The 24,484-nt window shown below is 73.3% G+C and carries 18 protein-coding genes; 13 read left to right on the top strand and 5 right to left on the bottom strand.

Annotated elements, in window-relative coordinates:
- Positions 1 to 26 precede the first annotated feature (26 nt).
- The 8 genes from ACIA6T_RS03665 (at position 27) to ACIA6T_RS03630 (ending at position 12,339) form a co-directional block, all read left to right on the top strand.
- Positions 27 to 416: a DUF6507 family protein gene (locus ACIA6T_RS03665; RefSeq protein ID WP_399444918.1), complete on the top strand. Its 390-nt coding sequence runs from the start codon at positions 27 to 29 to the stop codon at positions 414 to 416.
- Positions 413 to 2,995 carry a hypothetical protein gene (locus tag ACIA6T_RS03660; RefSeq protein ID WP_399444917.1) on the top strand — a complete coding sequence of 861 codons (2,583 nt, stop codon included), beginning with the start codon at positions 413 to 415 and terminating at the stop codon, positions 2,993 to 2,995. The genes ACIA6T_RS03665 and ACIA6T_RS03660 overlap by 4 nt, the downstream gene beginning before the upstream one ends.
- Before the next feature lie 140 nt (positions 2,996 to 3,135).
- On the top strand, positions 3,136 to 3,876 hold the full coding sequence (locus ACIA6T_RS03655) for an immunity 49 family protein (RefSeq protein ID WP_399444916.1): 741 nt from the start codon (positions 3,136 to 3,138) through the stop codon (positions 3,874 to 3,876).
- Positions 3,877 to 3,890: 14 nt separating this feature from the next.
- Entirely contained in the window at positions 3,891 to 4,154 is a 264-nt protein-coding gene (locus ACIA6T_RS03650) for a hypothetical protein (RefSeq protein WP_399444915.1), read from the top strand.
- Positions 4,155 to 4,185: 31 nt separating this feature from the next.
- Positions 4,186 to 5,556, top strand: coding sequence for a type VII secretion integral membrane protein EccD (gene eccD, locus ACIA6T_RS03645; RefSeq protein ID WP_399444914.1), 1,371 nt, complete (start codon positions 4,186 to 4,188; stop codon positions 5,554 to 5,556).
- Positions 5,557 to 5,569: 13 nt separating this feature from the next.
- Entirely contained in the window at positions 5,570 to 6,856 is a 1,287-nt protein-coding gene (locus ACIA6T_RS03640; protein WP_399444913.1) for a hypothetical protein, read from the top strand.
- A 102-nt stretch (positions 6,857 to 6,958) separates the two neighbouring features.
- A complete protein-coding gene (eccCa, locus tag ACIA6T_RS03635) occupies positions 6,959 to 10,939 on the top strand; it encodes a type VII secretion protein EccCa (protein WP_399444912.1) in 3,981 nt (1,326 codons plus the stop codon).
- A complete protein-coding gene (locus tag ACIA6T_RS03630) occupies positions 10,936 to 12,339 on the top strand; it encodes a DUF6177 family protein (RefSeq protein WP_399444911.1) in 1,404 nt (467 codons plus the stop codon). The genes eccCa and ACIA6T_RS03630 overlap by 4 nt, the downstream gene beginning before the upstream one ends.
- A gap of 206 nt (positions 12,340 to 12,545) precedes the next feature.
- Here ACIA6T_RS03630 and ACIA6T_RS03625 read toward each other — a convergent pair whose 3' ends face one another.
- From ACIA6T_RS03625 to ACIA6T_RS03615, 3 genes are read right to left on the bottom strand one after another with little or no spacing between them, the layout of a single operon-like run.
- Positions 12,546 to 13,379 carry a sugar phosphate isomerase/epimerase family protein gene (locus ACIA6T_RS03625; RefSeq protein WP_399444910.1) on the bottom strand — a complete coding sequence of 278 codons (834 nt, stop codon included), beginning with the start codon at positions 13,377 to 13,379 and terminating at the stop codon, positions 12,546 to 12,548.
- Positions 13,376 to 14,527, bottom strand: a complete 1,152-nt coding sequence (locus ACIA6T_RS03620; RefSeq protein WP_399444909.1) for a dihydrodipicolinate synthase family protein — start codon at positions 14,525 to 14,527, stop codon at positions 13,376 to 13,378. The genes ACIA6T_RS03625 and ACIA6T_RS03620 overlap by 4 nt, the downstream gene beginning before the upstream one ends.
- Positions 14,524 to 15,675: a Gfo/Idh/MocA family protein gene (locus ACIA6T_RS03615; RefSeq protein WP_385057671.1), complete on the bottom strand. Its 1,152-nt coding sequence runs from the start codon at positions 15,673 to 15,675 to the stop codon at positions 14,524 to 14,526. Before ACIA6T_RS03615 ends, ACIA6T_RS03620 begins: the two co-directional genes overlap by 4 nt.
- Before the next feature lie 240 nt (positions 15,676 to 15,915).
- On the opposite strand from ACIA6T_RS03615, the gene ACIA6T_RS03610 reads away from it, so the two are divergent.
- The 3 genes from ACIA6T_RS03610 (at position 15,916) to ACIA6T_RS03600 (ending at position 19,405) form a co-directional block, all read left to right on the top strand.
- Complete coding sequence (locus ACIA6T_RS03610) at positions 15,916 to 16,962, top strand: LacI family DNA-binding transcriptional regulator (protein ID WP_399444908.1); 1,047 nt, start codon at positions 15,916 to 15,918, stop codon at positions 16,960 to 16,962.
- 320 nt (positions 16,963 to 17,282) lie between these two features.
- On the top strand, positions 17,283 to 18,083 hold the full coding sequence (locus ACIA6T_RS03605; protein WP_399444907.1) for a sugar phosphate isomerase/epimerase family protein: 801 nt from the start codon (positions 17,283 to 17,285) through the stop codon (positions 18,081 to 18,083).
- A gap of 92 nt (positions 18,084 to 18,175) precedes the next feature.
- Positions 18,176 to 19,405 carry an MFS transporter gene (locus ACIA6T_RS03600; protein WP_399444906.1) on the top strand — a complete coding sequence of 410 codons (1,230 nt, stop codon included), beginning with the start codon at positions 18,176 to 18,178 and terminating at the stop codon, positions 19,403 to 19,405.
- Between the two features lie 187 nt (positions 19,406 to 19,592).
- Here ACIA6T_RS03600 and ACIA6T_RS03595 read toward each other — a convergent pair whose 3' ends face one another.
- Complete coding sequence (locus ACIA6T_RS03595; RefSeq protein WP_399444905.1) at positions 19,593 to 20,231, bottom strand: GNAT family N-acetyltransferase; 639 nt, start codon at positions 20,229 to 20,231, stop codon at positions 19,593 to 19,595.
- A gap of 28 nt (positions 20,232 to 20,259) precedes the next feature.
- Positions 20,260 to 21,189 (bottom strand): EamA family transporter, encoded by a 930-nt coding sequence (locus ACIA6T_RS03590; RefSeq protein ID WP_399444904.1) that lies wholly within the window; start codon positions 21,187 to 21,189, stop codon positions 20,260 to 20,262.
- A gap of 90 nt (positions 21,190 to 21,279) precedes the next feature.
- On the opposite strand from ACIA6T_RS03590, the gene ACIA6T_RS03585 reads away from it, so the two are divergent.
- A complete protein-coding gene (locus tag ACIA6T_RS03585) occupies positions 21,280 to 22,197 on the top strand; it encodes a LysR family transcriptional regulator (RefSeq protein WP_399444903.1) in 918 nt (305 codons plus the stop codon).
- Positions 22,198 to 22,595: 398 nt separating this feature from the next.
- Positions 22,596 to 24,440, top strand: coding sequence for a glycoside hydrolase family 3 protein (locus ACIA6T_RS03580; RefSeq protein ID WP_399444902.1), 1,845 nt, complete (start codon positions 22,596 to 22,598; stop codon positions 24,438 to 24,440).
- Positions 24,441 to 24,484: the final 44 nt, after the last annotated feature.

Raw genomic sequence — 24,484 nt, 5'->3', positions numbered from 1 at the left:
GGCACACGGGAGTACGGGGAATCCACATGACGGGGTGGGACATATCGCCGTCGGGCGTGCAGCACGTCCTCACGGAGACGGCCAAGGCGGCCGAGGGCCTCTCGGACACCGGGAAGGCCCTGCAGGAGACCATGCCGAGCGCGGCGAAGTCCGCCGGCACGATCCAGCAGGGTGGCGTGGAGAGGAGCGGGGTCCAGGGCCCGGTCGCGGCGGCGCTGGGCGAGTTCTTCACCGCCTACCAGGAGAAGCTGATGTACGTCGCGGTGCGCACGTCGAACTCCCTCAACGGGGCGGCCGGCGCGACCAACGCTTACGTCAAAGGTGACCTGGAGATGGCCGCGCAGGCCCAGGCGAACGCGCTGAAGGAACCGAAGATCGACCTGCCGGGCGCGGGTGGGCAGCAGGGGGGCCGGTGAGCGCGGACCTCATCGAACCGCAGAAGATCCCGCAGTTCACCGGCGACCTGGAGCAACTGGGCACGGACCACATGCTGCTGACGGCGGAGGCCCTCGTCTTCCGCCAGTCGGGGTCGGACGTGCACACCCGCTTCCAGGGGTTGTCGGCGTGCTACACGGCGCCGGAGGCGGAGCAGTTGTTCGCCACGACGGCGCCGGTGGCGGCCAGGGCCGACGAGTTCGCCGACGACCTGGAGAAGGTGGCGGCGGCCCTCAGCTCGTACGAGACGGAGATCCAGCCGCTCGTGGCCAGACTGAAGAGCCTCAAGCAGCGTGCGGAAACCTTCCGTCAGCAGATCGCGGGGGACGACGACTGGCGTGAGGACGACGACAACGTCCAGCTCAACAACGACCTGGTGTACGACGTCAACGCCACCGCGGAGGCCTTCTGGCTGGCGGAGATCTCCTGCCACAACAAGATCACCGCGCTGGTGGGCGGCTCGACGCTGATCATCGAGGACGGCGCCCGGCAACGGCTGGTGAAGCGCGGCACCAGCACCTACGGCTTCACCGCCGACCTCCTGGACCAGTCCGAGGAACTGCCCTGGGGCAGGACCGTGGAGAAGGAGCGGCACGGGCTCGACTGGCTGGGCCATCAGCTGACGGAGTTCGGCAAGGGCTTCGTCGTCGACGGCGTGTGGGGCACGATCCAGGGCCTCGGCACCCTCGTCGGCTTCGACGGCCTGGACGCCGCGGGCGAGGCATGGAAGGGGCTCGGCAAGCTCGCGACCGGCGTGCTCGTCACCGCGGTGCCCGTCGTCGGCGTCGCCTACTGGGCGATGCCCGAGGACAAGCTGCCCTCCTACCTGCGTGACTCCCGCAACGCGGTCAAGGAGACGGGCAAGGCGCTGGTCGCCTGGGACCAGTGGGGCGAGAACCCCGCGCGGGCGGGCGGCGCGGTCACCTTCAACGTCCTGACGACGGTCTTCACCGGAGGCGCCGGAGCGGCGGCGAAGGGCGGCGCGGTGGCCCGTACGGTCGGCGCGCTCGGCAAGACGGCCCGGTTGGTCGACCCGATGACGTACCTCGGCAAGGCCGCCACGTTCGGCACGGTCAAGGTCACCGACCTGTTCGCCGGTCTGCGGGGCGTGCACGCGGGCGCGTACGCCGACGTCCTCTCCGGAACGGGACGGGTCCAGCCCGACGGCAGCGTGGTCCGGGTCGCCGACGACACGCCGGTCATCCGCGACAACGTCGTGGAGTGGCCGGACGGAACCCGGCTGAACCTGGACGACGGCTCGGTCGTCCGCGCGGACGGCACGGCGGCGCCGGCAAAGGTGGAACTGTCGGCGGCGGACCGGGAGCTGCTGGAGCGGAGCCTGCCGCACGAGGAGGGTGTGCTCGTCGGGGCGGGCGAGCGGGCAGGCGTGCACGCGGCCGGGGAGACGGCGGCCCACGTCGGCGGTGACGCGACGGGCCGGGCCGGCGGGAACACGGCACCGACCGCTCACGCCGGCGAGCACGCCGGGGCGCGTGGCACGGACACGGTGCCCGCACGCGACACCGGGGGGCATGCGGCGGGTGGTGACGGGCACGCGGGCGGCGGGGCCGACAGCGGCTCGGTTCCCGCCCAGCACGGCGGGACCGGTGGCGGTCGCGGTGGTGGTGGCGGAGACGGCTCCGGCGGATCGCCGTCCGGCAGCCGCGATCCGCTGGATGCCGAACGCGAGGTCATGCGCCGGCAGGTCGAGCGGGCCAACAACGACCCCCAGTGGTTCAAGGAGCACTACCGCGAGAACGGATACCGGCGCTCCACGTCCGCCGAGGGCGGATACGGCCAGGCCGTACCCCAGCTCACGCGCAACCCGCTCGCGCCGCCCAAGTGGATCGCGGCGAGTGACATGCCTCCGGCGATCAAGGAGGACTATGTGCGCCCGGATCCCATCAAGGGCAAGGCATCGGACCTCCCCGACAAGGTCCTTGAGGACCTGAACAAGCAGGCCGCCAAGCGGGACGCGGCCATCAAGGCCGACAAGGCGGCGGAGGACGTCCTCAAGGACGCGGAGAAGGCCTATGCCGCCAACCCCACGGACGAGCTGGCCGCCGCGAGGGATCTCGCCGACAAAACGCACTCGCCGCTCCACGGCGACGCCGGCCGGCAGAGCGAACTGCTCGGCGAGCACGCGGCCGAACACCACGCGATACCGGAGCACTACGCGGGTGCGGTGCGCCTGGACGACGGGGCGTTCGGCAACAACCGGTTCGACCAGGTGTACCGGACGACGGACGGCCGGTACGTGGTGGTCGAGGCGAAGGGGTCCACGAAAGCCTCCCTCGGGGTGCGCAAGGGGCACAGTGGACGGTTGGTGACACAGGGGACAAAAGAATACTTCGAGACCATTCTCAAGGAAATGGAAAAGAGGGCCGCGAAGCTCCGCAAGGATGGTCACCTCGATCAAGCCAGAGCTGAGCGCACCTTGGCTCGTGACCTGAAAACCGCGCTGGGTGCGGGCAAGGTGGACTATGTCCTCGTGAAAGCCAAGCCCGACGGGGCTAAGTACGCTGGCTACGAAATGAAGCAGTTCGACCTCACGAAATGAGGAAGTAGTTCATGCCGACGCGCGTCTCCCGACCTGCGCAGGGAATCGGCCATCCGAACCCCGACGAACTCAGACAAGAACTCAACGAGGACACGCTCGAGGACATCGGGCGGCTCGAGGAGTGGCCTCAGAGTTTTGGCATGACCTTCAGCAGTGCCTTGCACACCGCCAAGCTCCAGTGCTCCCTCGACCCCACCGCGGACAAACTGGAGACGTGGGAAGCCTGGGTCATGGCCATGCAGGTCGGGTCCGCCCTGTTCGCCTCGGCGACCGCTCCCGAGGGCTCCACCGTCGAGTGCATGATCGGCCACGAGGTACGGACGATCCCCGCTGTGGGGATCACGCATTTCGTCGACGCCGGTACCTGGCTGGAAGCCTTCTGGCTGGCCGTCGTCTGCCGGGACCAGGCGCGGATGACCCAGTTGTGCGAGGTGCCGGTCGAGACGCTGCGGGCCTCCGGCGCCGTCTTCGAGGAGTACATCTACCACTGGGTGGACACCCTCCAGACGTACTGGCTGGAACGGCCGGGACTCGGTGAGAAGCTGGTCGCCGCGTTCGACGGGACCGACCCGGACCGGCTGCGGTTCATGGACCGCGAGATGATGCTCAAGGTCCTGTATCCGCCGATCAATCTGTTCTACCGCTTCGTCGGCCGGGACGCCGAGCAGTTCAACGAGGCTCTGGCCCAGGCGCTCGAGCTGCACAAGGAGTACTGGACGGCGAACGAGGAGCGCCGGGAGACGAGTGACGGTGACATCCCCCTCGACGTCCTCGCCCTCGCCTGCCTCGCCCACGACGCCGGACTGCCCGTCGAGGTCGAGTCGGAGTACCTGCCCGAGAACCTGCTCAAGCGCAGCTGGCTGGGCGAGTTCCCCACGTGAGGTAGGTGACCGGTATGACCGCTCAGGACTACGACAGCCAGCTCCTCGAGTCCGTCTCCGTGCGGCGACGGCGGTTGCGGGACGCCCTGGTGTTCGGGGCGCAGCGGCAACGGCGGGCCGTGGAGGAGCGGACGGGGAAGGCGGTCGCCGGGGTGGTGATCGCGGCCGTGCTGTGCGCGGGGTGCGTGGGGTGGTCGTTCGTGTCCCACCGGCTGATCGGGCAGAGCCCGTACTCCCCTGGCGTTTCCACGCCCTCCGACAGTCCTACGAGCCGGTGATAGGTTCGCGATCGTGATGTCTACGGGGGCCTTGAGCAGGGAAACGGCCGGTGGGCCGACGGTGTTGAGCCGGGTCACGCTCGTCGGTGAGCGGCGCCGCGTCGACCTGGTGCTTCCGGCGCGGGAGCCGGTCGGGCTGCTGCTGCCCGAGATCATGCGGTTGCTGGACGACCGTGTGGCGGGGCGGCCCGCATCGCGTCACCTCGTCACGGTGGACGGCTCCGCGCTCGATCACGACAGCACACTGGAGACGGCGGGCATCCGCGACGGCGCCGTGCTGCGTCTCGTCCGCGCGGAGGACGCCCCGCCCGCCCCCGTCGTGCACGACGTCACCGACGAGGTGGCGGAGGACCTCGGTCATCGGGCATGGGTGTGGGGGCCGGCCGCGCGCCGGGTCACGGCGGGTGCCGCGAGCGTGGGCTGGATGGTCGTCGCCGCCCTGTTCGCGCGTGCGCAGTACGACCGGACGGCCGTCGCCGGTGCCCTGCTCGCCGCGGCCGGCCTGGCCGCGGTCACGGGCGCGGTCCTGGGACGGCTGCGCCGGCACGGGCCGGCCGCGACCCTGCTGTGCGGCGCGGGCGCGCTCGGTGTGCCGGGTGTGTGGAGCCTGGTCGACGTCGTCGGCGGTTCCTCTGCGGGCGCCCTGCGGCTCGCCGGGGTGGCCGCCGTGGGTGTGCTGGTCCTCGCCCTGCTCGGGCTGTTCACGCCGCTGGGGCGGGGCGGGGTCGTGGGCGCCGGTGCCGTGGCCGTGACCGCCGTCGGCTGGGAGGCCGTCGTGGCCGTGCAGTCCGGCGCCGGGACGGCGGAGCAGCAGGCCCGTGTCGGGGCCGTGCTCGGCGTCGTCTGCGTGGTGGTGCTCGGGATGCTGCCGCGGCTCGCGCTGACGGCGTCCGGGCTCTCGGGGCTCGACGACCGCCGGGCCGGGGGGATCTCCGTCAGCCGCCACCAGGTGTCCGCCGCCCTGGCCGCCGCCCACCGCGGGTTGGTTCTCGCCACGGTCACCGTGGCCGGATCGGCCGCCGTGGCCGCCGTACTGGCGCTGCGGGATCCCTCCGTGTGGACGGTGCCGCTGGCCGCGGTCGTAGCGGTGGTGCTGGCTCTGCGGGCCCGGGCGTTTCCGCTGGTCGCCGAGGTGGTCGTGCTGCTGGCCGCCGCGGCGGGCGTCGTCGTGCGGTTGCTGACGGTGTGGGCGGAGCGGTCCTCGGCCGCGGCACCGTCGGCCGTCCTCGTCGTGCTGGCGGTCCTGCCGCTCCTCGTGCTCGCCGTGCAGCCGGCCGAGCATGTGCGGGTCCGGCTGCGGCGGGCCGGTGACCTGCTCGAATCGGTGGGGGTCATCGCGCTGCTCCCGCTGCTCGTCGGCGTGTTCGGTGTGTACGGGCGACTGCTCGACACCTTCGCCTAGGAGGCGCGGCGGCATGGCACAGGAGCAGGGGGACCAGTGGCGGGAGCGGCCGTCGGCACACGGCGGTGGCGGCGACTGGCAGCGGGACGTGCTGCGGGAGCTGGGCGGCGGCTCCGGGAGCGGCCACCCGGGTACGGACGTCCGGCCCGGCGAGCCCGCGCTGCGGCTCGTGCACCCCGCACCCCCGCAGCCCGCGGCCACGGCGCCGGAAGCGGGGGCGGACACAGGCGGTGACGCGTCCGGCCCGACCGACGCTCCGGGCGGCCCCGAGTCCCCGGCCCTCAGGTCCGGCGCGGGGGCCGCCGACGAGCCGGCCCCGGAGCGGCCCGCGACGCACACCGCCCCTGCCCCCGCCCGCGACCCTCGCCTCCCCGCGGCCCCCGCCCCCGAGTCCTCCCCCACCCTCGACCCCCGTCTCCTCCTCGCCCTGAAACGCCCCCCGCACGGCGACCCCGTGACCCGGCGCACGGGGCGCGCCCTGCGCAAACTCACCTCCTCCGTGACCCGGGACGTCGCCGAACAGACCAGGATCGCCCGCGAGTTGCAGCAGCCCGTCACCACGGGCCGGGTGGTGGCCGTCACCTCCATCCGTGGCGGCGTCGGCAAGTCCACCGTCTCCGCGTTGCTCGGACGCACCCTCAACCACTACCGGCACGACCCGGTGCTCACACTGGAGGCGGACGCCGCGCTGGGCACCCTGCCGGTGCGCATGGGTGCGGAGGCGGTGCGCTGGACGCTCGCCGATCTCGCGCCGATCCTCCACCCGTCCATGCGACTGACGGACGTGACCGGCTACCTGGTGCCGGTGTCGGACGGCGGCTGGCTGCTGCCCGCGAGCCGGGGCCGGGTCGGTCCGCCGCTCGACATGGTGTCGTACCGCAAGGTGACGCTGGCGCTGCGCCGCTACTTCGCCGTGAGCGTGGTCGACTGCGAGACGCTCCCCGGCGAGGTGGCCCGTACGGCCATGGACACGGCGCACGCCCGGGTGGTGGTCGCGCCGGCCACCGCGGAGGGCGTCGGCGCCACCCGCCAGGTACTGGACTGGCTGGCCCGGTTGCCGCACTCCGCCCTGGCCACGACGGTCGTGGCGCTGGTGTCGAACACCCCCGACACGCTCCTCGACGACAAGACGGCCGCCGGGCACCTCAAGGAGGCCGGTGTCACCGTCGTCACCGTGCCGTACGACCGTCATCTGGCCGGTGGCGGCCCCATCCGCACCGACCTCCTGGCGCACACCACGCGGCAGGCCGCCCTGCGGCTGGCCGCCGAGGTGATGGAGCGCGCGGTGAGGGTGCGCTGAGTATCCGGCCGGTGCTCCCCGGCCCGTGCCCGCCCCGCCCCTCCTCCGCCACGACCCGCTCCGCCCCTTTCCCGTCACGACCCGCTCCGGAGAAGTCCGCCCGTGACCCTGCAGATCGTCCACCGGCCAGCCCGCAGCACCCGCCCCCCGGAACCCGCCCGGCCCCGTACGGTCGAGGCGCCGCCCAACCTTCCCGAGGGGAAGATCGGCAACGCGGCCACCGCGCTGCTGCCGATGGCCGGCGTCATGGGCTCCGTGATCATGATGACCGTGGTCCGCAACAGCCGGTTCGCGGTGGTGGGCGCGGTCGTGCTGGTCTTCGCGCTGCTGGGTGCGGTGGCGCTGTTCCTGTCGCAGCGGGGCAAGGCGCAGCGCACCCGGCGCACGCAGCGTGAGCGCTACCTGGAGTACCTGGAGGAACTGCGGGAGGAGCTCGGCGCCGCGGAACGCCGGCTGCGGGACGCGGAGCGGGAGCTGAACCCGCCGCCGGACGCGCTGTACGACCTGGTGCGGGACCCCGCCCGGTTGTGGGAACGGCGCCGCCGGGACGCCGACTTCCTGCGGGTGCGAATCGGTCTCGGTGACGTACCCGTCCAGGAGCCGGCGATCCAGCGGAGCGGCGCCGGCGGGGTGCTGACGCCGCCGGACCCGTTCATGCTCAACGAGGCGCGCGCCCTGCAACGCCGGTTCGCGACGGCCGCCGACGTGCCCTTGACGGTGCCGCTGGACCGCGCCGGGAACGTCAGCGTCGTCGGCGACCGGGAGGACGTCCTGCGGGTCGCCCGGGCGCTGCTGGTGCAGACCGCGGTGACGCACGCTCCGGACGACGTCGCGCTCGCCCTGGCCGTGCCCGGCGAACGGCTGACCGAGTGGGAATGGGCGAAGTGGCTGCCCCACGTGCTGGATCCGCAGGCGCACGACGGTCCGGTGGCCGCCCGCCGTATCGCGCCCGAGCTGCGGCAGCTGGCCGAACGGCTGCGGCACGAGCTGGGCCGGCGGTCCGCGTACGCGGCGGAGGTACGGCGTGGCCTGGCCGACCGGAACGCGTTGCGGCTGGCGGACCGGCTGCTGGTGGTCGTCGACGCCCACGGCGAGCCGGCCGCCGAACTCCCCCGCCCGGACTCGGCGGTCGGGCTGCCGGACATGGGGGTCACCGTGGTGCACCTCCTCCAGGAGCGGGTCCACGAGCCGGACGAGGTGAGCGTGCGCATCACCGTCCACGGCGAGCGGGTGGTCGTCGAGGACCTGCGCGGTTCCGCCGCCGAGGGCACCGTCGACCCGGTCACCGCGGCCGGGGCGGAGGGTGTCGCCCGGCTGCTGGCCCCGCTGCGGCTGTCCCCGGAGTCCGTCGCCGAGGGAAGCCCCGTCACCGGGCCGGTCGACTTCCCCGCGCTCCTCGGCATCGCCGACCCCGCCGACCTCGATCTGCCCGCCCTGTGGAAGCCCCGCAGCGAACGGGACTTCCTCCGCGTGCCCATCGGACTGACGGACCGGCACGAGCCGGTTCTGCTGGATCTGAAGGAGTCGTCCCAGCTCGGCATGGGTCCGCACGGGCTGTGCGTGGGCGCGACCGGTTCCGGCAAGAGCGAGCTCCTGCGCACCCTCGTCCTCGCCCTGGCCGCCACCCACTCCCCCGAGGACCTGGCGCTCGTCCTGATCGACTACAAGGGCGGCGCCACGTTCGCCCCCTTCGCCGAACTCCCGCACACCGCCGGAATGATCACCAATCTGGAGAACCGGGCCGGGCTCGTCGAACGCGTCCACACCAGCCTCGCCGGCGAGGTCAAACGCCGCCAACAGGTCCTGAAGGACGCCGGGAACGTCGCCGACATCGGTCACTACGCCGCACTGCGCGCGACGGAGAGGCCGGAGCTCGAACCGCTCCCGCACCTGTTCGTCGTCATCGACGAGTTCGGCGAACTCCTCACCGCCAAGCCGGACTTCATCGACCTGTTCCTGTCCATCGGACGCATCGGCCGCTCCATCGGCGTCCATCTGCTGCTGTCCAGCCAGCGCATCGAGGGCGGCAGGCTCAAGGGCCTGGACACCTACCTGTCGTACCGGCTGGGCCTGCGCACCTTCTCCGCCGACGAGTCCCGCACGGTCCTCGACACCACCGACGCCTTCCATCTGCCGCCCCTGCCCGGATTCGGCTATCTGAAGGTCGACACCTCCACCTACGAACGGTTCAAGGCCGGGTACGTCTCCGGCGTCCACCGCGGCCCCGCGGTGCTCGAGCAGCGGGACGAGGAACCGCTCGCCCTGCCCTACCCGGCGTACAACACCGCGGAACGGACCGAGGAGCCGGAGGAGGAACCCGCCGCCCCCCGTCGGGAGACCGGCCCGGCCGTCCTGTCCCTGATGGTCGGCCGGCTCGCCGGCGCCGCGCCCGCCGTGCGCCGTATCTGGCTGCCCCCGCTGCCGGACGCCGTCACCCTGGACGCGGTCGCCGGACCGGCCCGGGTATCCGAGCACGGGCTGCGCCTGGCGCGTGCCACGGACGGTATGCGGGTGCCGCTCGGCGTGCTCGACGACCCGGCCCGGCAGTGGCAGGGCCAGTGGGTGCTGGACCTGACCACGGCCGGCGGTCACGTGGCCGTGATCGGCGGCCCCCAGTCCGGCAAGACCACGCTGTTGCGGACCCTCGTGCTGTCCCTGGCGGTCACCCACACGCCCCGCGACGTCGCCGTGTACGGCCTGGACCTGGTCGGCGGCGGCCTGTCGGCGCTGGCCGCCCTGCCGCACGTCGGCGGAATCGCCGGACGGGCCGACCGGGAACGCGCGGCCCGTACGGTCGCCGAGGTGCGCGCCATGCTCACCGAGCGCGAGACGGTCTTCCGCGAGCACGGCATCGACTCCGTCGACCAGCTCCGCCGGCTCCGCGCCCGGGGTCGGCTGCCGCAGCTCGGCTCCACCGACGTCGTCCTCGTGGTCGACGGTTTCGGCGCGCTGCGCGACGACTTCGCCGACCTCGACGAGCCGGTCGCCGACCTGCTGAAGCGGGGCGGCGGCTACGGCATCCACGTGGTGGCGGGCATGCTGCGCTGGAACGACGTCCGCATCGCCACCCAGTCGCTCTTCGGCACCCGCGTCGAGCTGCGCCTGAACGACCCCGCCGACTCCTCCGTCGACCGCAAGCTCTCCGAGACCCTCTCGCCGGACGTGCCCGGCCGGGTGCTGACCGACGGCAAACTGTTCGCGCAGGCCGCCCTGCCCCGTATCGACGGCTCGCCCACGACCGGTGACCTGGGCCCGGCCCTGGACGAGGCGGCCCGGACGGTCCGCGCCACCTGGCACGGCGAGCCCGCCGCCCCGGTGCGGGTGCTGCCGGCCCGGCTGCCGGTGACCCGGCTGCCCTCGCCGGCCGCCGAACCGCGGCGGATACCGGTCGGCCTCGACCAGGACGCCCTCGCCCCCGTGCTGCTCGACCTCTTCGGCGACGACCAGCACCTGCTGGTCCTCGGCGACAACGAGTGCGGCAAGACGAACCTGCTGAAGCTGATCGTCGCCGGGCTCGTCGAACGGTACTCCGACGACGAGCTGGTCTTCGGTGTCTTCGACCCCCGTCGCGGCCTGCGCGGCGTCGTCCCGGAACCGTACCGGGGCGGCTACGCCCACAACGCCACGCTCGCCTCCGCCCTCTCCACGGGCATCGCCGCCGAACTGCGGAAGCGGATGCCGGAGACCGCCGACCCGGACGCACCCGAGACCGGCGAACCCGCCTTCCGGGGCCCGCGGATCGTCATCCTCGTCGACGACTACGACATCCTCACCACCGCCGGGCAACAGCCCCTCGCGCCCTTCCTGCCGTACGTGTCCTCCGCGCAGGACATCGGCCTGCACTTCGTGCTGGCGCGCCGCACCGCGGGAGCCTCCCGCGCACTGTACGAGCCGCTCCTGACCACACTGCGCGAGACGGGCGCCACCGCCCTGGTGATGACCGGCGACCGCACCGAGGGGCAGCTCTTCCCCGGCCTGTACGCCTCCCGGCAGCCACCCGGCCGCGGCACCCTGGTCCGTCGCGGCCGGAACCACCGACTCGTCCAGACCGCGCTGGCCGGAGCCGGAGAGGAGCGGTCGTGACCAAGGACGTCATCGCCCTCACCCCGAGGATGCCGGACACCTGGGCCCTGTTGGCCGGCCTGTACGCGGGCGGCCCCGAGGTGGGCGTGACCGCCGGCTCCGGAGGCGCCGTGCTGCGGCTGTGCGCCCCGGACGGCAGGCCCCTCGTGTCCGTGGAGGCCCCGCTGCTGGTCCAGGTCCCCGGGGAGGCCGAACGGTTGCTCGGACGGGACGTGCCCGTGCCGTTCTGGTGGACCGAGGTCCGGGCCTCCGGCGCCGTGCCCGAGGCCGAGCGGTTGGCGGGATCCGTGTGCGGGCGGCTCTCCCTGCTGCTGGGCGGCAGCACCTGGCCCGGGCCGGCGTCGAGCACCGAGGTCGTGGACGTGCGCGCGGCCGTCGCGCCGGACGACGGACAGCCGGTCGTGGACGTCCTCACCGACAGCACGTCCGTCGTCCTGGCCGACCGGCCGGTCCTGGCCCTGACCACCTGGCTCTCCGAGGTGCTGCGCGGCACCTCCGGGTCGGGCCGTGCCCTGCAGATCGTCACCCCGCCGCACGTCCGGCTCAGTGCCCCGGCCCGTGCCACCCTCCTCCAGGTGCCCAACCGCTGGGTCGTCCAGGACCCGGAGCAGGGCTACTACGACGGGCTGTCCGGGGCGGTGCTGCGCTGGCGGGACGGGACGTTCGCGCCCGTGCCCGGGGCGGACGGCACGGCCCCGGTCGCCGAGGCGTTCGGCCGGACGTCCCCGTCGGGTGACCGACAGCTCGTCGTGGCGTTCCGTACGACGCTCCCCGCACACGAGGACGCCGTCCTGGGCGAAGGGCTCGAGACCGCCTGGCGCGCGCTCACCGGCTCGGCGCCGGCCGGCTGGGGCACCGCGGAGCCCGTCAACCTGCCCTGGTCGCCGCGTCGGCTGACCGGTCTGGCCCGTGACCGGGCCCCCGAGCCGACCCATCTGATCGTGACGGGGCACCCCGACCGGCCCGCGCTGGCGTGGATCCGGGTCACGCGGACGACGGCCGGGGTCGAGCAGGACGTGACGCTCGTCCTCGGGTACGGGGAGGGCGAGGAACCGCCCCTGGAGGTGATCGCCCCGCTCGCCGAGATACTCGTCACGGAGCACGGCCTGACGACGATGCTGGCCTCGGTGCGGCGGGCCTCCCGTGACCTCACCACGGGACCCGTGCTCCAGGCCCCTTCCGTCCCGGTCGCCTTCACCCTGGGCGCGCGGGACGTACGGGGCATCGGCCTCACCCATGCCCGTCGCCCGCCCGTCGGGGTACGGCCCGTCGTCCTGGGGCCCGCGTCCGAACCGGCCCTGCACTACCCGCTGGGGGACGGGTCGGACGCGGGTGCCCTCGCCGAGCTGCACCGCCTGGCGGCGCATCTGCGGGCCGGTGTGCCGGGGGCGGATGCCTGACGGTGCGCTCCGCGCGGGACGACAGGGCACGGGAAGACCTCTCCCCAGAGCTTCTCCCGTGCCCCGCGTCTCCGCGCGCGGCGACCCGGGCCCCGCACAGGACCCGGGACGCCACGCGGACAGGACCCGGGCCCCGCACAGGACCCGGGACGCCACGCGGACAGGACCCGGGCCCCGCACAGGACCCGGATCGCCGCGTGCGGCTCCTAGCCCGCGTGCTCCACGAACCGTGCCGCCGTCTCCGCCAGGACCTCGCGGCCGTCGCGGGCCCAGAGCACGTCGTTGAAGAGTTCGACCTCGATGGGGCCGGTGTAGCCGGCCGCCTCCACGTAGCCCTTCCACTCCCGCATGTCGACCGCGCCGTCGCCGATCTGGCCGCGGCCGTTGAGGACGCCCTCGGGCAGCGGGGTGGTCCAGTCGGCGAGCTGGAAGGTGTGGACGCGGCCCTGGGCGCCCGCGCGGGCGATCTGGGCGGGCGCCTGGTCGTCCCACCAGATGTGGTACGTGTCGACCGTGACGCCGACCTGGTGGGCGGGGAAGCGTTCCGCGATGTCCAGGGCCTGGGTGAGCGTCGAGACCACGCACCGGTCGGAGGCGAACATGGGGTGCAGCGGCTCGATGGCCAGTCTCACCCCGTGTTCCTCGGCGTAGGGGCCGAGTTCGGCCAGCGCGTCGGCGATGCGCTCACGGGCGCCGCGCAGGTCCTTGGAGCCGGCCGGGAGGCCGCCCGAGACCAGGACCAGGGTGTCGGTGCCGAGCGTGGCCGCCTCGTCGACGGCGCGGCGGTTGTCCGCCAGGGCGGCGGCCCGCTCGCCGGGGTCGATCGCGGTGAGGAAGCCGCCCCGGCACAGTGTCGTCACCGCCAGGCCCGCGTCACGGACCAGTTTCGCGGCCGCCTCGACGCCGTACGCCTGGACGGGCTCGCGCCACAGGCCCACGCCCGGTACGCCCAGGTCCCGGCAGGCGTCGACGAGTTCCGGCAGCGACAGCTGCCTGACCGTCATCTGGTTGATGCTGAAACGCGCGAGGTCGGCGCTCATGGGGTCACTCCGTACAGGTGCAGCAGGGTCCTCATGCGTTCCTCGGCGAGCTTGGGGTCGGGGAACAGGCCGAGGCCGTCGGCGAGTTCGTAGGCGCGGGCGAAGTGCGGCAGGGAACGCGCCGACTGCAGGCCGCCGACCATCGTGAAGTGGGACTGGTGACCGGCCAGCCAGGCCAGGAAGACCACGCCCGTCTTGTAGAAGCGGGTGGGGGCCTGGAAGAGGTGGCGGGAGAGTTCGACGGTGGGGTCGAGGAGGGCGCGGAAGCCCTCCGTGTTCCCGGTGTCGAGGACGCGGACCGCCTCCGCCGCCAGCGGGCCGAGCGGGTCGAAGATGCCGAGCAGGGCGTGGCTGAAGCCCTGCTCGTCGCCGGCGATCAGCTCGGGGTAGTTGAAGTCGTCGCCGGTGTAGCAGCGCACGCCCTGCGGGAGGCGGCGGCGCAGGTCGACCTCGCGCTGGGCGTCGAGGAGGGAGACCTTGATGCCGTCGACCTTGTCGGGGTGGGCGGCGATCACCTCCAGGAAGGTGTCGGTGGCCGCGTCGAGGTCGGACGAGCCCCAGTAGCCGTCGAGGGCCGGGTCGAACATCGGGCCCAGCCAGTGCAGGACCACGGGCTCGGCGGCCTGGCGGAGCAGGTGGCCGTAGACCTCCAGGTAGTCGTCCGGGCTCTTCGCCGTCGCGGCCAGCGCGCGGGACGCCATCAGGATGGCCTGCGCGCCGGACTCCTCGACGACCGCGAGCTGTTCCTCGTAGGCCGCGCGGACCTCGGCGAGGGTGCCGCCGGTGAGCTGGTCGGTGCCCACGCCGCAGGCGATGCGGCCGCCGACGGCCTTCGCCTCGGCGGCGGAGCGGCGGATCAGCTCGGCCGCGCCCGCCCAGTCCAGGCCCATGCCGCGCTGCGCGGTGTCCATGGCCTCGGCGACGCCCAGACCGTGCGACCACAGGTGGCGGCGGAAGGCGAGGGTGGCGTCCCAGTCGACGGCGGCCGGTGAGTCGGGTGACACGTCCGCGTACGGGTCGGCGACGACGTGCGCCGCCGAGAAGACCGTACGGGAGGTGAAAGCGCTTCCCGGAGTGACGGCGAGGGGCTCGGTGCGGGGCTCGTAGGCGCGCAGGGTGCCGTTCGCGTCGGGCAGGTGGAGGGTCACAGCGTGACCTCCGGCACGTCGAGGCGGCGGCCCTCGGCCGAGGACTTCAGGCCCAGCTCGGCGAGCTGGACGCCGCGGGCGCCGGCCAGCAGGTCCCAGTGGTAGGGGGCGTCGGCGTAGACGTGGCGCAGGAACAGCTCCCACTGGGCCTTGAAGCCGTTGTCGAACTCGCCGTTGTCCGGGACCTCCTGCCACTGGTCGCGGAAGACCTCGGTGGCGGGGATGTCCGGGTTCCAGACCGGCTTGGGGGTGGCGGAGCGGTGCTGGACGCGGCAGTTGCGCAGGCCGGCGACGGCCGAGCCCTCGGTGCCGTCGACCTGGAACTCGACCAGTTCGTCGCGGTTGACGCGGACCGCCCAGGAGGAGTTGATCTGGGCGATGGCGCCGCCGTCCAGTTCGAAGACGCCGTAGGCGGCGTCGTCGGCGGTGGCGTCGTAGGGCTTGCCGTTCTCGTCCCAGCGCTGCGGGATGTGGGTGGCGGTGAGGGCCTGTACGGACTTCACGCGGCCGAACAGCTCGTGCAGCACGTACTCCCAGTGCGGGAACATGTCGACGACGATGCCGCCGCCGTCCTCGCTGCGGTAGTTCCAGGACGGGCGCTGCGCGTCCTGCCAGTCGCCCTCGAAGACCCAGTAGCCGAACTCGCCGCGCACGGAGAGGATGCGGCCGAAGAAGCCGCCGTCGATGAGGCGCTTCAGCTTGAGCAGGCCGGGGAGGAAGAGCTTGTCCTGGACGACGCCGTGCTTGATGCCGGCCGCGTTCGCCAGGCGGGCGAGTTCCAGGGCGCCGTCGAGGCCGGTGGCGGTCGGCTTCTCGGTGTAGATGTGCTTGCCGGCCGCGATCGCCTTCTTGATCGCCTCCTCGCGGGCCGAGGTCACCTGGGCGTCGAAGTAGATGTCGACGCTGTCGTCGGCGAGGACGGCGTCCACGTCCGTCGAGATGTGCTCGAGTCCGTGCCGTTCGGCCAGCGCCTTCAGCGCGTGCTCCCGCCGGCCGACCAGGATCGGCTCCGGCCACAGCACGGTGCCGTCACCGAGGTCGAGGCCACCCTGCTCGCGCAGGGCCAGGATGGAGCGGACGAGGTGCTGGCGGTAGCCCATGCGCCCGGTCACACCGTTCATGGCGATACGCACCGTCTTGCGTGTCACGTCATTCCCTTCGTACGCGGTTCGCGCCGCGTACGCCCACTGGTGAGCGTGACAGCAAGCGCTTTCTATGTAGAGAGAAGCTAGCCTCTGAACGGCGGTGTGGACAAGACCACGGCGGAGCCGAGTTGTTCGAGGGGGCGAACAACCGCGCGGATGGCCGTAGGGTCTGCTCGGAACCACGGGTGTGGGCGTGGATGTGTACGACGGCGTACGGCGAACGCGCGAGGCGGAGGACGAGACATGACGGTGACCCTGGCGGACGTGGCGGCACGGGCACAGGTCTCCCCCGCGACGGTGTCGCGCGTGCTCAACGGGAACTACCCCGTGGCCGCGTCCACCCGCGAACGGGTGCTGAAGGCCGTGGACGAGCTGGACTACGTCCTCAACGGTCCCGCGAGCGCGCTGGCCGCCGCCACCTCCGACCTGGTGGGCATCCTGGTGAACGACATCGCCGACCCGTTCTTCGGGATCATGGCGAGCGCGATCCAGGCGGAGATCGGCGGGCCGGGCGGGCGCGCCGGCGGGGAGAGACTCGCGGTCGTGTGCAACACGGGCGGCTCGCCCGAACGCGAACTGACCTATCTCACCCTGCTCCAGCGGCAGCGGGCGGCGGCGGTGGTGCTGACCGGTGGCGCGATCGAGGACGCGCCGCACAAGGCGGCCATGGACGCGAAGCTGCGGAAACTGGCGAACGCCGGGACCCGGGTGGTGCTGTGCGGCCGGCCGCCGGCGGTGGAGACCGGGGCGATCGCGCTGACCTTCGACAACCGGGGCGGCGGGCGGGAACTCACCGAACACCTGATCGGGCTGGGACACCGGCGGCTGGGGTACATCGCGGGGCCCCTGGAGCGGACCACGACACGGCACCGGCTCGAGGGCCACCGGGACGCGCTGGCCGCGCACGGCATCGAGGAGGATCCCCGGTGGACCGTGCACGGCCGGTACGACCGGCGGTCGGGGTACGAGGCGACGCTCGAACTCCTGCGGCGTGATCCGTCGTTGACGGCCGTGGTCGCGGCGAACGACTCCGTCGCGCTGGGGGCGTGCGCGGCGCTGCGGGACTCGGGGCTGCGGATTCCGGACGATGTGTCGGTGGCCGGGTTCGACGACCTGCCGTTCAGCATCGACGCGGTGCCGGCGCTGACGACGGTGCGGTTGCCGTTGGCGGAGGCGGGGGCCCGTGCGGGGCGGATCGCCATGGGACGGGAGGAGGCGCCGCACGGGGGGATCGCGGCGGTGCGGGGGGAGTTGATGGTGCGGGGGTCCACGGCGGGGCCGCGGGGTTGATCGGACCTCGGTCCGGGGTCTGCACCGCCGGTGCGGGCCCGTGGGGGGTTTTCGCGCAGTTCCCCGCGCCCCTAGAGGGGTGCGTTGTCGAGTGCGGGCCCGTGGGGGGGTGCTTGCCGGGGCCTCTGCGGCGTCGGCAGGGGCAACCCCAGGGGCGCGGGGAACTGCGCGACAAACCCCCACCGGGCCCGCACCCGACCGGAAACCTCCCAGGGGCGCGGGGCTGCATCAATGTGCGGCTCCGCCGCGCGGGCGCGGACGCCGACACCAGGGCGAGGGAGAGGAGTCGGTCCGGTCCCTCGCGGGTAGGGTCCGTTTTCATGAAGCTGGCGTTCTCCACCCTCGGCGTCCCCGGGCTGCCCCTCACCGACGTGCTGGCCCTCGCGACCGCGCACGGCTATCACGGCGTGGAGCTGCGCGCCCACCCCGAGGAACCCGTCCATCCGGGGCTCGGCCCCGCCGAACGTGCCGACGTGGCCGCCGAGTTCAAGGCGGCCGGCATCGAGATCCTGGGGCTCGCCGGGTACGCCCGGGTCGCCGCGCCCGGCGAGGACGAACCCGTCCTCGCCGAGATCCGCGCCCTCCTCGACCTCGCCCGGGACCTCGGTGCCCCCTTCGTCCGCGTCCTCCCCGGCGGCGGCACCGGGCAGAGCCCCGAGGAGGCGGACGCGACGGCCGCCCGCCGGCTGGGCACGGCCGCCGAGTACGCCGCCGACCTGGGCGTACGGATCCTGCTGGAGACCCACGACTCGCACCGCACCGGCGCCGACGCGATGCGGGTCCTCGGCCTGGTCGGCCACCGTCAGGTGGGCGCGCTGTGGGACGTGATGCACACCTGGCTCGGCGGCGAACAGCCCGCCGAGAGCTACGCGGCCCTCTCCCCGCACCTCGGCTACGTCCAGGTCAAGGACATCGCCTCCGCCGACGACACGACCCCGCTCCCGCTCGGCGCCGGCGTCCTCCCGCTGACCGACTGCGTGGAGATCCTCTCCCGGCACGGCTGGGACGGCTGGCTCTGCTGGGAGTACGAGAAGCGCTGGTACGCCGACGCCGCCCCGCTGCCCGGCCTGCTCACCCCCGGCCGGGAGCACCTGGCCCGGCTGCTCAGCGAGTCGGCCTGACCGGACGGAAAACCCACTGGCCGGGGCGGGCGGCGGCCGGATAACGTCCCCGCCGTGCCCCAGCCCGTGCCCCGCCCCGTCGCCCTGCCCTCGTGAGCCTGTCCCGCACGCTGATCGACGTGCGTCCCCTGCGTACCTCACCGGTCTTCAGGCGCCTGCTGATCGGGCGGACGGTGTCCCTCCTCGGCGGCTTCATGACCATGGTCACCGTCATGTACCAGGTCTGGGAGATGACGCACAGCGCGGCCTGGAGCGGCGCGGTGGGGCTCGCGCAGGCGCTGCCACTGGTCTGCTTCGGGCTGTTCGCCGGGGCCTGGGCCGACCGGGGCGACCGGCGCCGGATCTTCCTGGCCGCGACGGTCGGCCAGGCGGTCTGCTCGCTGCTGCTGGCGGTCCAGGGGTTCACCGGGAACGTGCCGGTGGGCGGTGTGCTCGCCCTGGTCGCCGCCCAGTCCGCCTGCGCGGCGGTCGGCGGTCCGGCGGCCGGTGTGTTCGTGCCCCGGCTGCTGCCCAAGGAGCAGGTGGCCTCCGGACTCGCGCTCTACCAGGTCACCGGTCAGGCGATGATGTTCCTCGGACCCGCGCTCGGGGGTCTGTTGCTCGGCTGGTTCGGCATCGGCGTCTGCTATCTGCTCGACGCGCTGAGTTTCCTGCTGTCCTTCTACGGCGCGTTCGGTCTGCCCGCGCTGCCGCCCGAGGGCGAGCCGTCCCGCGCGGGGCTGCACGGGGTGCTGGACGGGTTGCGCTTCCTGGCCGGCCACCGGGTGGTGCGCGGCGCGCTCGTCACCGACCTCGCCGCCACCGTCCTGGCGATGCCGGCCAGCCTGTTCCCGCTGATCAACGACGAACGGTTCGGCGGCGATCCGCGCACGCTGGGCCTGTTCCTGTCGGCGATCGCGATCGGCGGCGTGCTGGCGTCGGCGCTGTCCGGGGCGGTGACCCACCTGGGCCGTCCCGGCCTCGTGATGCTGTGCGGTGCCGGTGTGTGGGGTGCCGCGCTGGCCTCGTTCGGGGTCATGAGCAGCCCCTGGGTCGGCCTGGGGCTGCTGGTCGTGGCCGGTGGGGCCGACGCGCTGTCGGTGCTCTCCCGTACCACGATCGTGCAGACCCGTACGCCTGACGCGCTGCTGGGGCGGGTCACGGCCGCGGAGCAGATCGTCGGGCAGGCGGGCCCGCACCTCGGCAATATGCGGGCGGGGTTGGTGGCCGGGGCGACGTCCGGGACGGCGGCGCTGGTGGTGGGCGGGGTGTTGTGTGTGGTGGCGGTGGTGTATGTCGGTACGAGTACGCCGGAGTTGCGGGAGGGGTCCCACTCGGCATGACCGACCCCCTGCGGGGGGCGAGAACTCGGGGCGGGAGCCTTGTGGGGCGGGTGCGGGTGCGTGGGGGTTGTTCGCGCAGTTCCCCGCGCCCCTTTCCGCGCAGTTCCCCACGCCCCTTTCCGCGCAGTTCCCCGCGCCCCTTTCCGCGCAGTTCCCCGCGCCCCTTTCCGCGCAGTTCCCCGCGCCCCTAAAGGGCGCTCCGCTCCCCGGCGTGTTCCGAAACCCTCTGTTCCAGTCCGTGGCGGACCTCCGGCCAGTCCTGCGTCGTGATCGAGTAGATCGCCGAGTCGCGCAGGCGGCCCTCCTCGCCCGGGGCCCAGGAGCGGGACCAGTTGCGCAGGACGCCCTCGAAGCGGGCGCCGGTGCGTTCGATCGCGGTGCGGGAGCGGGTGTTGCGGGCGTCCGTCTTCAGGTCGACGCGGGACACCCCCCACCCCTCGAAGGCGTGGCCGAAGAGCAGGAGTTTGGACTCGGCGTTGAGGCCCGTGCCCTGGGCCGAGCCGGCGAGCCACGTGAAGCCGACCTCGATCGCGTCGAGCCGGTCCTCGTTCAGCCAGGAACGGGGCTCCCAGTACGCGGTGGCGCCCACCGCGCGTCCCGTGGCGAGGGAGATCTGCGCGTAGGGGGCGAGGCGGCCGGTCGCCGCGCGGGCGAGCTGCGCGTCGATGTACGCGCCGACCTCGTCGGCCCTGGGCACCCAGGTGTAGGCGTAGGTGTCCCGGTTCTCCTCCGCGGCCAGCGCGAGGTCGGCCGTGTGCCGGTGCTCCAGTGGTTCCAGGCGCACCGACGTGCCCTCGAGGACCGGTCCCTCCAGAACAAAACCCATGTGCGGTCTCCCGGTCTCCCGATCTTCCTCATCCGCCGACCGGGGAGTCTTCCGTACGGACCTCCGCCCGTCGAACGGGTTTCACCGCCGGCACCGCCCCGGGCCGCCGTAGCGTCACCGATGCCAGTGCCACCCCGCCCACCAGCAGTGCCGCCGCGCACCACCGCAGCGGGGTCACCGACTCGCCCAGGAACAGCGCGGCCGACGACATGCCGAAGACCGGGACGAGCAGGGAGAAGGGCGCGACCGTGGAGGCGGGGTGGCGGCGCAGCAGCCAGCCCCAGGCGCCGAAGCCGAACACCGTGGCGACCCAGGCGACGAAGAGCACCGTGCCCGCGCCCGCCCAGTCCAGGCCGCGCAGGGCGTCCAGGTCCCGTGACGGGCCCTCCAGCAGCAGGGAGAGGCCCAGCAGCGGCAGCACCGGCACCGTACTCACCCAGATCATGAAGTTCAGGGCGTCCGGGGGTGCGGCCTTGCGGGTGAGGATGTTGGAGACGCCCCAGCAGGCCGCCGCCGCGACGACCAGGGCGAAGCCGAGCAGCGGTCCGGAGGTGCCCTCGTCGACCGCCGCCACGCCGATCCCGGCCAGCGCCACCGCCATGCCCACCAGCCGTACGCGCGATGGGCGTTCGCCGAGGAGCGCGAAGGCGAACAGGGCCGTGAACACCGCCTGGATCTGGAGCACCAGCGAGGACAGCCCGCCCGGCATCCCCGCGTCCATGCCGACGAACAGCAGCCCGAACTTGGCCACCCCCAGTGCGAGCCCCACCCCCACGATCCACTTCCACGCCACCTTGGGCCGCCCCACGAGGAACACCGCGGGCAGCGCCGCCGCCAGGAAGCGCAGGGCGGAGAAGAGCAGCGGCGGGAAGTGGTCGAGCCCGACCTCGATGACGGTGAAGTTCACTCCCCACACGGCGGTGACGAGGACGGCGAGGAACAGGTGGGAAGGTCGCATACGTCGAGGATCACCGCCCACCACACTTCAGCACCAGCGATGATTCCTGCATGGTTGGATGAAGCACCGCTAACCGATCGGGGAGCCGTCATGCTCGACCTCCAGCGGCTGCGCGCCCTGCACGCCGTCTCCGTCCACGGCACCGTAGGTGCCGCCGCCGTGGCGCTCGGCTACACCTCGTCCGCCGTCTCCCAGCAGATCGCCAAGCTGGAGCGGGAGACGCGGACGGTGCTGCTGGAGCGGGAGGGCCGGGGCGTACGGCTGACCGACGAGGCGCATCAACTGGTGCGTACCGCGCGGGAGCTGCTCGCCATCGTGGAGCGGGCGGAGACCGAGCTGGAGGAGCGGCGCGGGGTGCCGGCCGGGCGGCTGACCATCGCCGCGTTCGCGTCGGCGGCCCGCGGGCTGATGCCGCCCGTCCTGGCCGACCTGGCGCGCCGGCACCCCGCGCTCGACACGCGGCTCACCGAGATCGACCCGCATCTCTCCGTGGACCTGGTCGCCAAGGGCGCGGTCGACCTCGTCGTCGCGCACGACTGGGACATCGCGCCGCTGCCCGCCCCGGCGGGCGTGGAGCAGGCGGTCATCGGGAACGACCTGTGCGATCTGCTGGTGCCCGAGGACCACCCCTTCGCGGGGCGTACGGCGGTACGGCGGGAGGAGCTGGGCGGTGAGCGGTGGATCTGCCAGCCGCCGGGGCGGGTCTGTCACGAGTGGCTGGTGCGCACCCTGCGCGCGGCCGGGCACGAGCCGGAGATCGTCCATCAGGCCGACGAGAACCCGACCCTGGTCGCCCTGGTCGCGGCCGGGCTCGGCATCGCGCTGATCCCCCGGCTGGGGCGCGGTCCGCTGCCCGCCGGCGTGGTGGAGGTACCGCTCGACCCGATGCCCGTACGACGGCTGTACGCGCTGTGGCGCACCGGGGCGGCCCGCCGTCCGGCGATCGCGGAGACCGTCCGCACGCTGTGCGGGCACTGGCCCGAGGTGTCGGCGCACTCGCCCCGCTGACCCCGTCCGCACCCCCGGTCCCGGTTTCGGGGAATCCGGTCCGGCCGGGGAACCCGTCCCCTCCTCCGTCCGTCCCATGTGCAGGCTGCCGGACGAGTCTCCGTGGTGCGGTGTCGGCCCTCGCTGCCGGCTGCGATCGCTGACCGACCCTCTCCGCCGTACCGTGGCCGGCAGCACGCCGTCATCGGCGCGCCCCCTCCCGTCGCGCCGATGACGGCCCCAGGCCCCGGGGCCCCAGGCCCCCGAGCCCTCCAGGTCCTGCGGGTCCCGCCCGGTTGCTGCGCATTCCCTTGACTGGCAGAAACTTCCCGGATATTGGTGACCTCCTGGCAGTTTCCTTCAAGGATGTCCTTCAGTGGATCCCCGGTCCCCGCGGATCACCTTCCAAAGGAGCGCACGTGCCCGACAGCAGCACCGGAAGCACGGGAAGCACCGCACGTCCGTCCAGACGTACCGTCCTCGCCGCGACGGCGGGCGCCACCACCGCCCTCGCGGCCGGCGGCACCGTCCACGCGGCCACCGGCCGGTCCGCGCACGACGACAGAAGGCTGCGCGCCCTCATCTCCCGCATGACGCTGGAGGAGAAGGTCGGCCAGCTCTTCGTGATGCGGGTCTACGGCCACTCCGCCACCGACCCGGACCAGGCCGACGCCGACGCCAACCTGGAGGAGATCGGCGTCCGCACGGCCGCCGAACTGCTGGCCGAGTACCGGGTCGGCGGCATCATCTACTTCGCCTGGGCGCACAACACCCGCGACCCGCACCAGATCGCGGACCTGTCCAACGGCATCCAGAAGGCGTCCCTCGGTCTGCCGCGCGGGCTGCCCGTGCTGATCTCCACCGACCAGGAGCACGGCATCGTGGCCCGCGTGGGCGAACCCGCCACCCTGTTCCCCGGCGCGATGGCCGTCGGCGCGGGCGGCTCCCGTTCCGACGCCCGCACCCTCGGCCGGATCGCGGGCGCCGAACTGCGCGCGCTGGGCATCCGCCAGAACTACTCCCCCGTGGCCGACGTCAACGTCGATCCGGCCAACCCCGTCATCGGCGTCCGCTCCTTCGGCTCCGACCCGGAGGCCGTCGCGGGCCTCGTCGCGGCGGAGGTCGAGGGCTACGAGTCGTCCCGCGTCGCCTCGACGGCCAAGCACTTCCCCGGACACGGCGACACGGTCACCGACAGCCACGCCGAACTGCCGTACATCCACCACACCCGCGAGGAGTGGGAGGAGCTGGACGCTCCTCCGTTCCGGGCCTCCGTCGCCGCGGGCATCGACTCCATCATGACCGCGCACATCGTCGTCCCGGCCCTCGACGCCTCCGAGGACCCGGCCACGCTCTCCCGCCCCATCCTCACCGGCATCCTGCGCGAGGAACTCGGCTACGACGGGGTCGTGGTCACCGACTCCCTCGGCATGGAGGGCGTCCGCACGAAGTACGGCGACGACCGGGTGCCGGTGCTGGCGCTGAAGGCGGGCGTGGACCAGTTGCTCAACCCGCCCTCCCTGGACGTCGCCTGGAACGCGGTGCTGAACGCCGTACGCGACGGCGAACTGACCGAGGACCGGCTCGACGAGTCGGTCCTGCGGGTGCTGCGGCTGAAGGCGGGGCTGGGCCTGTTCGAGGACCCGTACGTCTCGCACGCCGGAGTCGACCGCACCGTCGGCACCCGCGCGCACCTGGCCGCCGCCGACCGGATCGCCGAGCGCACCACCACCCTGCTGGTCAACGAGGGCGGCCTGCTGCCGCTGTCCCGGCGCAGGCAGCAGAAGCTGCTGGTGGTCGGCGCCGACCCGGCCTCCCCGTCCGGTACGACGGGACCGCCGACCGGTGTCCTCGCGGACGCCCTGACCGAGCTGGGCTTCACCGCCACCGCCCTGTCCACCGGCACCGCACCGTCCGCCGCCACCATCGCCAAGGCGGTGGAGGCGGCCCGGGACGCGGACGCGGTCGTCGTGGGGACGTACAACGTCACGGCGGCCGGCAGCCAGAAGACGCTGGTCGAGCAACTGCTGGCGACGGGGAGGCCGGTGGTCGCGGTCGCGGTCCGCAACCCGTACGACGTGGCCCATCTGCCCGGCGTGGCGGCGTATCTGGCGACGTACTCCTGGACCGACGTCGAGCTGCGGGCGGCGGCACGGGTGATCGCGGGCAAGGCGGACCCGCGCGGCACGCTGCCGGTGCCGGTGCAGCGGGCGGACGACCCGGCGGCGGTGCTGTACCCGGTCGGGCACGGGCTGAGGTACTAGGCGCACACGGGCGCATCACCCCTGCCGGGCGTAGCGCGCGTACG

The organism is Streptomyces sp. NPDC051740, assembly GCF_044453165.1.
Lineage (GTDB): Bacteria > Actinomycetota > Actinomycetes > Streptomycetales > Streptomycetaceae > Streptomyces > Streptomyces atrovirens.
This window is presented reverse-complemented; position numbering and strand designations above follow the sequence as displayed.